The organism is Isoptericola sp. GX10416 (genome assembly GCF_056590155.1).
Map to the genome: position 1 here is coordinate 21,815 of NZ_JBWPVO010000016.1, position 12,763 is coordinate 34,577.

Here is a 12,763-nt window from a genome sequence, read left to right on the forward strand (position 1 = left end):
CGCGCTCATGCGGCCACCCCCGTCAGGACGTCCAGCGGCACCCGGCCCAGCACCTGGTCGATGCCGTGGCACACCCGGTCCAGGTCCGGCACGTGGTGCCCCTCCAGCTTGGCCGGCGGGTAAGGCACGTCGTGGCCGGTGACCCGCACCGGCGGCGCCTCGAGATGCTCGAAGCACCGTTCGGTCACCGTCGCGCAGACCTCCGCGCCGACCCCCACCTGCCGCGGACCCTCGTGGACCACGACGAGGCGCCCGGTGCGGCGCACCGACTCCGTGACGGCGTCGGCGTCCCAGGGCGAGAGCGACCGCAGGTCGATCACCTCGACGGACGCGCCGTCGTCGGCCATGGCCTCGGCCGCGTCGATCGCGGTCGCGACGTGCGAGCCCCAGCTCACCACCGTGACGTCACGGCCCGGGCGCACCACGTGCGCGGAGCTCATGGGCGGGGCGTCGGCGAGGTCAACGGCGGGGTCGACGTCGCCCTTGACGTGGTAGAGCCGCTTGGGCTCGAAGAAGATCACCGGGTCGTCGCAGGCGATGGCCTGCCGCAGCACCGTGCTGGCGTCCTGCGGGTTCGACACCGACACGACGCGCAGCCCGGCCGTGTGCACGAAGTACGTCTCCGGCGACTCGCTGTGGTGCTCTGCCGCGCCGATCCCGCCCGCCACGGGGATGCGGATGGTGATCGGCATGGGCACCTTCCCGCGGGTGCGGGCGTGCATCTTGGCGACCTGGCTGACGATCTGGTCGAACGCGACGTACACGAACCCGTCGAACTGGATCTCCACCACCGGCCGGTACCCGCGGTACGACATCCCGATGGCCGTGCCGAGGATCCCCGACTCCGCCAGGGGCGTGTCCACCACCCGGCGCGGGCCGAACTCGCGCTGCAGCCCGTCGGTCACGCGGAACACCCCGCCGAGCGCGCCGATGTCCTCGCCGAGCAGCACCACGTGGTCGTCGTCGCTCAGCGCCTGCCGCAGGCCCGCGTTGAGGCCCTGCGCCAGCGTCATCTGGGTGGTCGAGCCGGTCATCGGTCCCCCTCCTCGAAGCCGTCGAGATAGCGGGCGTAGGCGTCCCGCTCGGCGGCGAGCTCGGCGTGCGGCGCGGCGTACACGTCGGCGAAGACGTCCTGCCACGACGGGTCCTCGATCGACGTGACGCCGGCGCGCAGCTCGGCCGCCACGGCGTCGGCGGCCGCCTGGACGCGGGCCTCGCCGTCGTCGTCCAGGGCGTCCTCGCTGCGCAGGTGTGCCGCGACGCGACTCAGCGGGTCGCGAGCCTCCCAGTGCTCGCTCTCGGCCGAGGTGCGGTAGCGCGTCGGGTCGTCGGCGGTGGTGTGCGGACCGCGGCGGTAGGTCACGGCCTCGATGAGGGTGGGTCCACCGCCCGTGCGGGCGCGGTGCAGCGCCTCGCGTGTGACGGCGAGCACGGCGAGCACGTCGTTGCCGTCCACCCGCACGCCCGGCATGGCGAAGCCGCGGGCCCGTTCGACCAGCGGCACCTTGGACTGCAGCGACACCGGCTCGGAGATCGCCCACTGGTTGTTCTGGCAGAAGAACACGACCGGCGCCGTCCAGGTCGAGGCGAACGTGAACGCCTCGGCCACGTCGCCCTGGCTCATGGCGCCGTCACCGAAGTAGGAGATGACGGCCTCGGTCCGGCCCTGCCCGACGGCGGTCCCGGCGTCGGGCGCGGGTCGTGCGTCCCGCTCGGCGTCGGCGCCCTGGTCCGCGAGGATGCCGACGGCATAGCCCACGGCGTGCAGCGCCTGCGCGCCGATGATGACCTGCATGGGCGCCATGCGTGCCACGTGCGGGTCCCATCCGGCGCCGGTGACGCCGCGCCACACGCGCAGCAGGTCCGCCCCGGCGATGCCGCGCACGTGGGCGACACCGTGCTCGCGGTAGCTGGAGAACACGAAGTCGTCGGACTCCAGGGCGCGGGCGGAGCCGATCTGGGCGGCTTCCTGGCCGAGCAGCGGCGGCCACAGCGCGAGCTGCCCCTGCCGTTGCAGGGCGGTGGCCTCCGTGTCGATGCGGCGCACGACGACCATGTCCTCGTACAGGTCGCGCAGGGCAGCGTGGTCGACGTCCTCGACCCAGCGGTCGTACGTCGCGTCCGGGTGGCGGACCCCGTCGGCATCGATCAGCCGGACGGTCCCGTGACCGGGGTCGACGCCCTCGGGCGTCGTGCCCAGGGAGGTGGGCGCGGGCACATGGTCCCGCGCGCCGCCGTGGGCGCTGTCCACCGAGGCCTCGTGCGACGTCCCTGCTCGTGACAGGCGGTCGCGGGTCCTCGGATCCGTGGTGCTGGGCATGGGTGGCCTCACCTCGCATCGGAGCCGGCGCTCCTCGTCGAGCGCCTGGTCCCGAACGTATCTCTGTGATCCAGGTCGCACCACCAGCACCTGTTCTATTGAGCAGGATGCTCAACGGGCGCCGGGTGTTGCCGTGCACAGTGCTCGATGTCGCGAGGCTCGCGTGCGGAACCGTTCAGGACTCGCGGTCCGGGCGCACCCAGTCGTGGGTCTCGCGCACGAGCTCGAACCCGGCCGACCGGTAGAGCGCCACCGCAGCGGTGAGCGAGGACGGCGTCACGACGGCGACGGCGCTCGCTCCTCGGCGGACGAGAGCCGCGCTCGCTCCCAGCACGGCGTCGCGCCCGTAGCCGCGCCCGCGATGCTCCGGGGCGGTGCCCACCGGCTCCAGCAGCCCGCAACGGCCCGCTCCCGCGAACCAGCCCGTCGCAGCGGCCGCAGGCTCCCCCTCGGGTGTGCGTACCAGCACGTCGACGGCCGCGCCGCCCGCCGGCGAGGACATCATCGTGCGCCACCTGGCCGCGGTGAACGTGGATCCCGGGAAGGCCGCCCGTTGGACGTCGACCCTGGCGGCCACGTCGGCCTCTCGGACGGCTTCGGCACGGCTCGACACCGGCCGCGGCGTCCACGACATGACCGACCAGGCCTCCGCGTCGGGTTCCCACCCGGGCACCGGCAGGCCGTCGGTGGCGTCGTGGGCGGGCACGAGCAGCTCGGCGTCGGCCGCGAGCGCACCGAGGTCGGCCGCAGGCGCAGCGGTCACCCGCAGGACGGGACCGTCGAAGAACCCGACCGCCGTCGGCGCTGCGCCGTCGGTCCACAGCAGGACGGCCGCGTCGTCGGACCGCAGGTACCACCCGACGTCACCGGGGTGCAGGCCACCGCCCGGGACGTCCCGCGGCGTCCAGCCGCACAGCGCGCGCAGCGCCGGACCGGTCTCGGAGCTGGCCAGTCGGTGCCGCGTCAGCGAGGTCATGGCCACCCATGATCGGCCGCTGCGTCCGGCACTGCCAGCACTTTTCGCGCCCGCCCGGATCTGGTCGATCGCCAGCCTCCGCGCCCGGATAGGCTGGGCAGGTGCACCGCATCGACGCCGTGGACCTCGCACTGCTGAGGGCGCTCTCGCAGGACCCGCGTGCGACGACGGTCGCCCTGGCCCAGCGGCTGGGCATCTCCCGCAACACCGTGGCCGCCCGCCTCGCCCGCCTGGAGCAGGCAGACGCCTTCCGCGAGTTCGACCGCTGCATCGACCCGGCGGTGCTCGGCCACCCGCTGACCGCCTTCATCGAGGTCACCGTGCACCAGCAGGACCTCGCCCGGATCGTGTCCGAGCTCGCCGAGATCCCCGAGGTGGTCCAGGCCTACGGGCACAGCGGCGTCGCCGACCTGCGCGTGCACGTCGTCTGCCGCGACACCGACCACCTGTTCCGCATCGACGCCGCCATCCTGCGCATCGACGGGGTGCAGCGCACCGAGACCTCGCTGTCGATGGGCGAGCTCGTGCCGTACCGCATCCAGCCGCTCGTGGAGAAGCTGCGTCGCGAGCTGTGAGGGCCTCAGGGTCAATCCTGGGGGCCCCTCTCCATCGCCAGGTTTGCACCCGGCGCGGCTGGCTCCGGCCGCCGTTCTCAGCGCCCGGCTGGTCCCCCAGGAACCTGGCCCGTCCGGATCGGCTGCCGTTGCGAGGTCGCAGATTTGCCGTTGCCAGCGTAGGAACCCTGCCAACACTCGTTCCGGCTTCATGCTGTTGCTAGTGTCGACTGGTGGCAGCGACCTCGACCTTTCGACCAACGGTGAGCGGGCCGACGAACAGATACAGCAAACATTGGACCTTCTGGGGTCGCTGCGCCCCGGCCGTGTGGCTCGTCCCGGCGATGGGACTGATGGCCGCCGCGATTGGTTCTCGGTTCGGCTCGATCACCCTCCTGGCGGCCAGCGCCACCAGCGTGCTCCCTGGGCTGGTCTACTACGCCGACAAGTGGTGGGGGCCGGGCGTCCTCGAACGAACACGACCGGAACCACTCGGCCCGTGGTGGTGCTACCTCGGCGCATGCCTCGTCGTCGGCAATGCCGTGATCTGGTCCTTCGGATCATTAGCCTGGCTCATCGTCGCCCCGCCGACCTTCTGGCTGGAGCTCAAGATCGCGCGGCGCATCCTCGCCCGTCGGTATGACCGCGAGGGCGCGGCTGAGCGCTTGAGGCTGCGGACGCCCGACTAGGGCGTGTCTCCTCTATGGACGGTGAGGCGCGCGGCAGACTGGCGCGGTGACGTCTTCGCGGTACCGGGTCTTGACCGACGAGCAGTGGGAACGGATCGAGCCGGTGCTGCCCTCGAACGTGGGGCGCAGGGGTCGCCCGTTCGGGGACAACCGGCGGGTGGTCGAGGGGATCATCTACCGGTACCGGACCGGCATTCCGTGGCGTGACCTGCCGCGCGAGGAGTTCGGTCCGTGGAAGACGGTCTGGAAGCGGCACCGCCGCTATGCCGGTGACGGGACCTGGGACCGCGTGCTTTCGCGCCTACTGGCGCAGGCCGACGCGAACGGGCAGATCGACTGGAACGTGTCGGTGGACGCGACGATCAACCGCGCCCACCAGCACGGCACGAACACGACGCGCCCGGAGCAGGACACAGGGGGCGACATCGAACTACACGCCCAGGCCGGTCGGGTTCGTCCACAGCACCCTCGGGGGTAAGCGTGAGCCGGCCGGTCATGGCATCGGTCGTTCGCGCGGTGGGCTGAGTACGAAGATCCACGCCGCGGTCGATGGGCGCGGGCGCCCGCTCGCGATCGTGGTCACCGGAGGGCAGCGCAACGACGGCGCGATGCTCGAGCAGGTCCTGGCAGACATCCACGTGCCGCGGCTGGGCCCCGGCCGCCCGCGCACCACACCGGACGCCGTCATCGCGGACCGGGCCTACACCAGCGGAAAGACCCGCCGCATGCTCGCGGGCCGTGGCATCAAGGCCGTGATCCCGCAAAAGAGTGACGAGATCGCCGCCCGGCGCCGCAAGAGGTCGGCCGGTGGGCGCCCGCCGAAGCTGGACACCGTGACATACAAGGGCCGTAACGTCGTCGAACGCACCTTTGCCCTGGCCAAGCAGTGGCGCGCGCTGGCCACCGGTACGACAAGCTCGCCATCACCTACCGCGCCGCGGTCGTGCTCTCAGCCTGCATCACCTGGATGCGCATTTAGGAGACACGCCCTAGTCGCAGTTCTGGATCTTGTCTCTCCGCGCTCGTGCTTCTCGGTGGCGTTGACGGCGACGGAACTGCGCCCTAAATCGCCGTTGAGCGGCTTCGATGCGGTCGGCGGACGGGTCTGCTGCCCACTCGTAGTACTCGCTTTCTGCGCCGTCGCGCCCACCGTCCGCTTCGACCAGGCGACCTAGGGAGGTCTTGCTGGGTTCGCCCTTCGGGAGCGCCGCAACCCATGGCCCCTTCGCTGACTCGCTACCCACGTATCCAGGGTAGAGGGCAGTGAGCATCCGGGGCGGATGCAAGAGGACCTGCTGGGCGCGCCACTTGGGAGACACGCACGACTAGTTCCGGACGACGGCGGACGCAGGGTCAGCCCGCGAGCCCGACCAGCAGGTCAGCCGCACCTCGCGTCGCCGCGATGAGCTCCGCGTTGACCTGGTCGGAGCCGCGCGCCCAGTGCCGCGCCTCCTCGACGCTCTTGCCGAACGCCCGGTGCCGCGCCTCGAGGCGGGCGAGCCGGACGCCGTCGGGCACCTCGACGTACCAGACCTCGGCCATCCGAGCCCGGGCGGTCGGCCAGGCTCCCGACTGCGCGAGCAGGTAGTTCCCCTCGGTGACCACGAGCGGCACCTCGGCGGGCACCTCGACCCCGGCCGCGACCGGCTCCTCGATCTCGCGCCGGAACGCCGGCGCATAGACCGGCGGGTCACCAGGACGCGCGTCGGCGAGGCGCGCGACCAGCGCGGCGTACCCGGCGTCGTCGAAGGTGTCGATCGCGCCCTTGCGCCCGGCACAGCCGTGCGCCGCCAGGACGGCGTTCGACAGGTGGAACCCGTCCATCCCGACACCCACGGCCCGCTCCGGCCCGAGCGCCGCGACCAGCTCGGCTGCCAGCGTCGACTTGCCCGACCCGGGCGCCCCGACGATGCCCAGGACAGCCCGCCGACCCGGGACCGCCAGGCCGCGGGCACGCTCGACGAGCTCCGCCGTCGTGCTCACCGGGGCACCTGCGCGAGCCAGGCGCGCGGGCCCACGTGCTGCACCCGGGTGGTCGCCACCCGGGCGGCCGTGGTGCAGGCCTCCGGCAGCGGCGAGCCGTCGGCGAGCGCGGCGGCCAGCGCCCCGTGGAACGCGTCGCCCGCGCCGAGGGTGTCGCGCACCTCGACGTCCGGGACGTCGACCGTGCCCGAGCCGGAGTGGTTGAACCACTCGACCGGCCCGCCGCCGTGGGTGACCACCACGGAAGCCGCACCGAGCTCCCGCGCGCCGGACGCGCCGTCGTCGTACCCGGGCACGGTGAAGTCCGCGGAGAGCGCGGCGACGTCGGCGGCGGGCAGCAGGTCCGCGAAGACCGGCCGCCACCGCCCGGCGTCGAGGACCACCGGCGGGCGCCGGGTGCTGCCGTCGAAGTGGTCGACGACGGCGCGGGCGATCGCCGGGTGGTGCCCGTCGAGCAGGACGAGGTCGGGCGTGGGCAGCTGCGGCAGGTTCGCCGGTGCGGGGGCGTCGGCGAGCGCCGCGTCCGCCGAGACGACGGACCGCTCCCCCGTGGCGTCGTCGACCAGCACCGCCGAGACCGCGAGCGGGAACGCCTTGCCGCCGACGACGTCGTGCACCTCGACGCCGTGGGCGGCCAGGTCGCCACGGGCCGCCATCGCGACAGGGCCGTCGCCGAGCGCGGTGACCAGCACGGCACGGACCCCCAGCGCGGCCGCCGTGACCGCGGCGTTGGCCGCCGGGCCGCCCGCCGCGACGTCCTGGCGGGAGGCAGTGACCTTCTCGTCGCGGCCGGGCCGTCCGTCCGCGCGGTGCACGACGTCGAGCGTGGTCAGCCCCACGAACCAGCAGGTGCGCATCGCTCTCCAGGTGCTCAGCGGCCGGTGCCGTCGACGGCGTAGGGCTCGATCGCAGTGACCTCGTCGTCCGTCAGCGGCCCCGCCGCGAGCGCCGCGAGGTTGTCCTCGAGCTGGGCCACGCTCGAGGCGCCGATCAGCGCCGAGGTGACCCGCTGGTCGCGCAGCACCCAGCTCAGGGCGAGCTGGGCGAGGCTCTGCCCGCGGCCGGCAGCGATCTCGTTCAATGCGCGTGCACGCTCGAGGTACGTCTCGCTCAGGGCGTCGCTGGACAGGAAAGGCGAGTCGGAGCGGGCCGCCCGCGACCCCGCAGGCGCCTCACCGCTCAGGTAGCGGCCGGTGAGCAGCCCTTGCTGCAGCGGGGAGAAGACGATGGTGCCCACGCCCAGGTCGCCGACGGCGTCCAGCAGGGACTCGCTCTGGCGGCCGTCGTAGGGGTCCTCGCGCTCCGGGTCTTCGATGTGCCGGTTGAACATCGAGTAGCTGGGCTGATGGATGAGCATCGGCGTGCCGAGGTCCGCCAGGATGCGTGCCGCCTCGCGGGTGCGCGCCGGGGAGTAGTTCGACACCCCGACGTACAGCGCCTTGCCCTGCTGCACCGCCGACGCCAGGGCACCCATGGTCTCCTCCAACGGCGTGGAGGGGTCCGGGCGGTGGTGGTAGAAGATGTCGACGTAGTCCAGGCCCATGCGGGCCAGCGACTGGTCGAGCGAGGACAGCAGGTACTTGCGCGAGCCGTGGTCCCCGTACGGGCCGGGCCACATGTCGTAACCCGCCTTGGTGGAGATGACGAGCTCGTCGCGGTACGGGTGCAGGTCGCTGGCGAGGTGCCGCCCGAAGTTCTCCTCGGCCGAGCCGTAGGGCGGGCCGTAGTTGTTCGCCAGGTCGAAGTGCGTGACGCCGAGGTCGAACGCGCGGCACAGGATGGCGCGCTGCGTCTGGAGCGGGTTCACGTGGCCGAAGTTGTGCCACAGGCCCAGCGACAGCGCCGGCAGGTCGAGCCCGGAGCGGCCGGTACGACGGTAGGTCATCGAGTCGTAGCGGGCGTCGTCGGCCAGGTAGCGAGGTGCGAGAGGCATAAGAGCATCCTGTCAGAGCAGCGCCATCGCCAGCAGCGGCGCCGGGACGGCCCACACCTCACCGCTCGTGTCCAGGATCGACTTCGTCGCGAGGATCCCGCGCTGGTACTTGCCCACGATCACGCGGGCCTCGCTCTTCCAGCCGCGCGAGACCCACTTCGACTCGATCGGCACAGTCATGACGGTCCCTGCGTCGGACGGCAATGAGATCGATGACAGGTCGATCTCCCGGTCGTTGCTCGTCCGTACGTATCCGATGGTGTCACCAGCCAGCCATCGCCCCTCGGAGTGGGCGTCCACCGCGCGCGCGAGGTGCACGCCGATGGTCTGTTCGGTCAGCGACGTCATGGCGGGCGCCTTCGACCCGGCACGTAGACGTGACGGCAACCATGAGAGGACCGGATCGGTGAGGTAGTGCTTGGACTGCGTTCGAGGCACCAGCGCTCCGGAGTCGTCTCGCTGAGGACAGCGCAGCACAGCGTGCGACGACACCATCCGCGTCAGCCGTGTCTCCAAGGCCGCCCGAGTCCGACCGATGATGATCGCCGTCGGGTTGACCGCCAGCGGACTCGTCGCGCGCTCCGACAGGGCCTCCAACAGCAGAGGCACAGATTCTGGTGTGCTCTCCGGGTCCATGTCCCGATGCAGCCACGCCTGAAGGTCCTGCAGGTATGCATCCGAGACGGCACCGTTCCGGACGTACTCGGCCACGGCGCGCGGAAACCCACCCACGCTCAGGAACTGCTGCCAAGCCAGATCGAACTCGTCGACGAACAATCCCGTCTCGGCGAGCTGGGCCCGCGTCTCGTCGCTCTGGAGGTGACCGGGATGAACGCGTGGCAGAGCAGGGAGGTTCTCGCGCGTGGTGCCGATGAACTCGCGGAAGCTCATCGGCAGGAGAACTCGGCGGCGGCGTGTCTCAGAACCTGCCCGGCCAGCCATGAGGTTGCCCTCGACATCCTCGTCCGGATCCCATCGGGACCCCGTGGCGATGACCGTGTCGTGTGCGAACGCCGTGTTGTCCCGCGCGTCCTTGAAGACCGACGACCACCCACGCACCGAGGTGATCTCGTCGAAGAGCCACACCCGAGGCCGCGCCCCGTCGAGATCGACCGACTCGGTCATGCTGCGCGCCAGTGTGAGTACTCGGCGGACGTCCTGCAGCGTCAACGTGTCACACGGGACGTGGATGATCTGGCGGGGATCGACATCACCCCGCTCGCAGAGCGCCGCGGCGAGCTGCAGCATCGCGACGGACTTGCCGATGCGCCGCGGCCCCGACAGGACGATCACCCGATCGCCGAGCGGATCCGTCGCGACGTCGTCGAGCACTTCCGTCCGATACCCGATGTCGTAACGTGCCAACCCCTGGAGCACCGGGTGCCGCTCGGTCCAAGCGGTAGCCTCTTCGCCGAGCACCTGCGCCTTCCACCAGGGGTTTCGCTCGCCGAGGTGCTGCCGGATGGAGTCGTCGCGCATGTCAAGAAGGTAGCATCGACTTCATTCAAGGGGGAGGGTCGAGCGCACCTGACTTCATTCAAGGGGGAGGGTCGAGTGCACCTGACTTCATTCAAGGGGGCTCGGGTCCGCAGAGGGCGACGAAGCGCGTCATCTCACGGGCCGGCGGCACCGTCCGCGACATCCCAGTGCTCGGCCCGGACCAGCTGATCTGCGCGTGGCCTGCCTGATGCCGGTCACACTTGACCCGAACGAGAGCCGGACCGGCGGAACGGAGCGAGACATGGACGACGGTGGCACGACGCGCCCGGGCACGCCACGGTCGGCCGAGTGGTCGGTGGCGCTCGGTGTGGCCGGGCTGGCCTGCGCCGTCGTCCCCGTGGTCGGGGACTGGGTGGCCGCCCCGCTCGCCGTCGCGTCGATCACGCTCGGTTCGCTCGCTATCCACGTCGCCGAGCGAGACGGTCGGCCCGGCACGGCCCGCGGGCTCGTCGGGGCGATGATCGGCGTGGTCGCGCTGGGCGTGGTGCTCTTCTCGCTGGCCGCCGGGATCGTCCACACGGGCTGACGGCCGGCGCTATGCGGCGGGCGGCACCGGGAAGTTGGCGCGGAAGAGGTTCGTCGGGTCCCAGTCCCGCTTGACCTCCCGCAACCGAGTCAGGGTCGGCTCGGGGAACGCGTCGGCGAGGCGCTCCGGGCGCGTGTCGGTGTCGAAGGAGAGGTACAGCCCGTCGGCGTGCGGCAACATCTCGGCGTCCCACACCGTGTCGAGCGCCTCCTGAGAGGCCGACATCGCCGAGAGCAGGAAGTTCTGGTGCCGGTGGGCGTACGCCGTCGCCGCGTCGGGCAGGTCGTGCGCGGCCCCGCCGGTGGCGCGGACCTGCAGGAAGGTCGCCGAGCCCGACGCCGCCACGCGCTCGAAGCCGCGGGACGTCGCGGTGTCGAGGTGCGTGACGAGCGCGGATCGCACGGAGGGGTCGCCACCTCCCGTGTGGCGCTTGTCCCCCGCCTGCACGACGCCGGCGTACGGCAGCAGGTACGCCTGGTGGTCGAGCAGCGGACCTGCGTCGGCGAGACGTTCCAGCTGGGTGACCGCCGCTGTCGTGTCGTCACCGGCGTAGACGGTCATGAGCTGCGCCACCGGCCCCTGGCCCCGCCGGGGCGGCGAGAGGATGAGGAAGCTCGTGAGCTCGCGCGGCGCCGTCTCGACCGCGGCACCCCACCGCTCGAGCAGCCCCGCGGTGTCGGTGGCGTCGAGGGTCATCTGGGAGAAGACGACGTCGCCCAGATCCATCGCCTCGACCTCCACCCAGGTGACCGCGCCGAGGTTGCCGCCGGCGCCCCGCAGCCCCCAGAACAGGTCGGGGTTCTCGTCCGCGGAGGCATGCACGACCCGCCCGTCCGCCGTGACGACCTCGGCCGCCACGACGTGGTCGATCGTCAGCCCGTACGTGCGCCCGAGGAACCCGACACCACCTGCGGTCGCGAGCCCTCCGACCCCGACGCCCCCGTAGTCGCCCGAGCTGATCGCCCAGCCGCGCGGGGCGAGCGCCTCGGCGACCTTCTCCCAGGTCGCCCCGGCTCCGAGACGCACCCGGCGAGTGGCCTCGTCGACCACCTCGATCTGGTCCAGCGCCCCGAGGTCGACGACGATCCCGCCGTCGTTCGTGGACCGGCCGCTGATGCCGTGCCCGCCCGACCGGACACCCAGGGGAACCTCCTGCGTCCGCGCGTAGGTGACGGCGTCGGACACCTCGGCGGCACTGCGCGGCCGCAGGACGAGGCCCGGCGCGCCCGAGCGCAGGTAGTTGTGCCGCACGACGTCGTAGGAGCGGTCGCCAGGTTCGACGGCGGTGGTCGCCAGCGTGGGCGGCACGCCGTCGTAGTCGATCCCGTCGCGCCGCAGCGCGATCGCGGCCCGGCCACGGCGGGTCGCGGCAGGAGCCGTCCCGTGCGCGGCCCGCTCGCGGGCGACCAGCTCGCGCACGGCCGGGGCGATCTCCTCGCCCAGCACCGAGAACATACCCGGATCGTCCGAGGCCACGATGAACGAGCCGACGCCGTCGTCCAGCGCCAGCGCGGCGAGCTCCTCGACCCACTGCTCGACGGGCCCCTGCAGGAAGCCCCGCCGGTCGGCGGTGACCGCGCCCTGCACGTTGAGCAGGCGGCGGATCTCGGCGGGGTGACGCCCCGCCTCCTCGGCCGTCTCGTCGATGATCGCGTTGCCGCGGGCGAGGTCACCGTCCTTCATGTAGGCGAGGGACGGCAGCCAGCCGTCGGCCTGGCGCGCGACGAGGCGGAGCATGCGCGGCTTGTACGCGCCGAGCCAGATCGGCACGTCGTGCGCCGGCGCAGGTCCGCGCTTGGCGCCGGTGACGCGGTGGTGCTCGCCGTCGGTGCGCAGCACGCGGCGCTCGCCGGCGTCCCAGATGCCGCGGATGATGTCGACGGCCTCGGCGAGCGCCGTCACGGACTCTCCCGGGGTGAGGCGGCGGCCACCCATGGACTCGATGGCGTCCCAGAACCCACCTGCGCCGAGGCCCAGGTCGATACGTCCGCCGCTGAGCAGGTCCAGGCTCGCCACCGAGCGGGCGAGGACCGCCGGCTGGCGCAGCGGCAGGTTCAGCACGTTGCCCGCCAGGTGGATGCGCTCGGTGACCGCCGCGGCGTAGGAGATCAGCGTCCAGGTGTCGAGGAACCCTGGCTGGTACGGGTGGTCCTGGAAGGTCACGAGGTCCAGGCCGGCTGCCTCGGCTGCCTGCGCCAGCCAGACGGGCTGCTGCGGGTCACGGTTGGACGGGGTGACGAAGGTGCCGAAGACCAGGTCGTGGCCGTAGTCGGTCATGGGCG

11 protein-coding genes and 1 pseudogene are annotated in these 12,763 nt (G+C 72.2%); 4 read left to right on the top strand and 8 right to left on the bottom strand.

The features are described 5' to 3' along the window. Positions 1-5 precede the first annotated feature (5 nt). The 3 genes from ACWAT2_RS17650 to ACWAT2_RS17660 all read right to left on the bottom strand — a co-directional run bounded on the left by ACWAT2_RS17650 (position 6) and on the right by ACWAT2_RS17660 (position 3,296). A complete protein-coding gene (locus ACWAT2_RS17650) occupies positions 6-1,034 on the bottom strand; it encodes an alpha-ketoacid dehydrogenase subunit beta (RefSeq protein ID WP_402377675.1) in 1,029 nt (342 codons plus the stop codon). Beyond that, positions 1,031-2,320 carry a thiamine pyrophosphate-dependent enzyme gene (locus ACWAT2_RS17655; protein WP_402377678.1) on the bottom strand — a complete coding sequence of 430 codons (1,290 nt, stop codon included), beginning with the start codon at positions 2,318-2,320 and terminating at the stop codon, positions 1,031-1,033. The genes ACWAT2_RS17650 and ACWAT2_RS17655 overlap by 4 nt, the downstream gene beginning before the upstream one ends. A 175-nt stretch (positions 2,321-2,495) precedes the next feature. Next, a complete protein-coding gene (locus ACWAT2_RS17660; protein WP_402377680.1) occupies positions 2,496-3,296 on the bottom strand; it encodes a GNAT family N-acetyltransferase in 801 nt (266 codons plus the stop codon). 101 nt (positions 3,297-3,397) lie between these two features. Between ACWAT2_RS17660 and ACWAT2_RS17665 the strand changes: the two genes are divergently transcribed. From ACWAT2_RS17665 to ACWAT2_RS17675, 3 genes and pseudogenes are all read left to right on the top strand, one after another. Continuing rightward, positions 3,398-3,871 (top strand): Lrp/AsnC family transcriptional regulator, encoded by a 474-nt coding sequence (locus ACWAT2_RS17665; RefSeq protein ID WP_402377683.1) that lies wholly within the window; start codon positions 3,398-3,400, stop codon positions 3,869-3,871. 332 nt (positions 3,872-4,203) lie between these two features. After that, positions 4,204-4,539: a hypothetical protein gene (locus tag ACWAT2_RS17670; protein ID WP_402377686.1), complete on the top strand. Its 336-nt coding sequence runs from the start codon at positions 4,204-4,206 to the stop codon at positions 4,537-4,539. A gap of 46 nt (positions 4,540-4,585) precedes the next feature. Further along, positions 4,586-5,532 (top strand): annotated as a pseudogene (locus ACWAT2_RS17675) (IS5 family transposase). A gap of 360 nt (positions 5,533-5,892) precedes the next feature. Here the strand turns inward: ACWAT2_RS17675 and ACWAT2_RS17680 are convergent. The 4 genes from ACWAT2_RS17680 to ACWAT2_RS17695 are packed head-to-tail and all read right to left on the bottom strand — an operon-like array spanning position 5,893 to position 9,934. Beyond that, complete coding sequence (locus ACWAT2_RS17680) at positions 5,893-6,522, bottom strand: nucleoside/nucleotide kinase family protein (RefSeq protein WP_402377689.1); 630 nt, start codon at positions 6,520-6,522, stop codon at positions 5,893-5,895. After that, positions 6,519-7,379, bottom strand: coding sequence for a PfkB family carbohydrate kinase (locus tag ACWAT2_RS17685; RefSeq protein WP_402377692.1), 861 nt, complete (start codon positions 7,377-7,379; stop codon positions 6,519-6,521). Before ACWAT2_RS17685 ends, ACWAT2_RS17680 begins: the two co-directional genes overlap by 4 nt. A 14-nt stretch (positions 7,380-7,393) precedes the next feature. Beyond that, positions 7,394-8,455 carry an L-glyceraldehyde 3-phosphate reductase gene (gene mgrA / locus ACWAT2_RS17690; RefSeq protein ID WP_402377695.1) on the bottom strand — a complete coding sequence of 354 codons (1,062 nt, stop codon included), beginning with the start codon at positions 8,453-8,455 and terminating at the stop codon, positions 7,394-7,396. 12 nt (positions 8,456-8,467) lie between these two features. Further along, entirely contained in the window at positions 8,468-9,934 is a 1,467-nt protein-coding gene (locus tag ACWAT2_RS17695) for an AAA family ATPase (RefSeq protein WP_402377697.1), read from the bottom strand. Between the two features lie 262 nt (positions 9,935-10,196). On the opposite strand from ACWAT2_RS17695, the gene ACWAT2_RS17700 reads away from it, so the two are divergent. Next, on the top strand, positions 10,197-10,481 hold the full coding sequence (locus tag ACWAT2_RS17700) for a hypothetical protein (RefSeq protein ID WP_402377700.1): 285 nt from the start codon (positions 10,197-10,199) through the stop codon (positions 10,479-10,481). Between the two features lie 9 nt (positions 10,482-10,490). On the opposite strand, the gene ACWAT2_RS17705 is transcribed toward ACWAT2_RS17700, so the two are convergent. Further along, complete coding sequence (locus ACWAT2_RS17705) at positions 10,491-12,758, bottom strand: LLM class flavin-dependent oxidoreductase (RefSeq protein ID WP_402377703.1); 2,268 nt, start codon at positions 12,756-12,758, stop codon at positions 10,491-10,493. Positions 12,759-12,763: the final 5 nt, after the last annotated feature.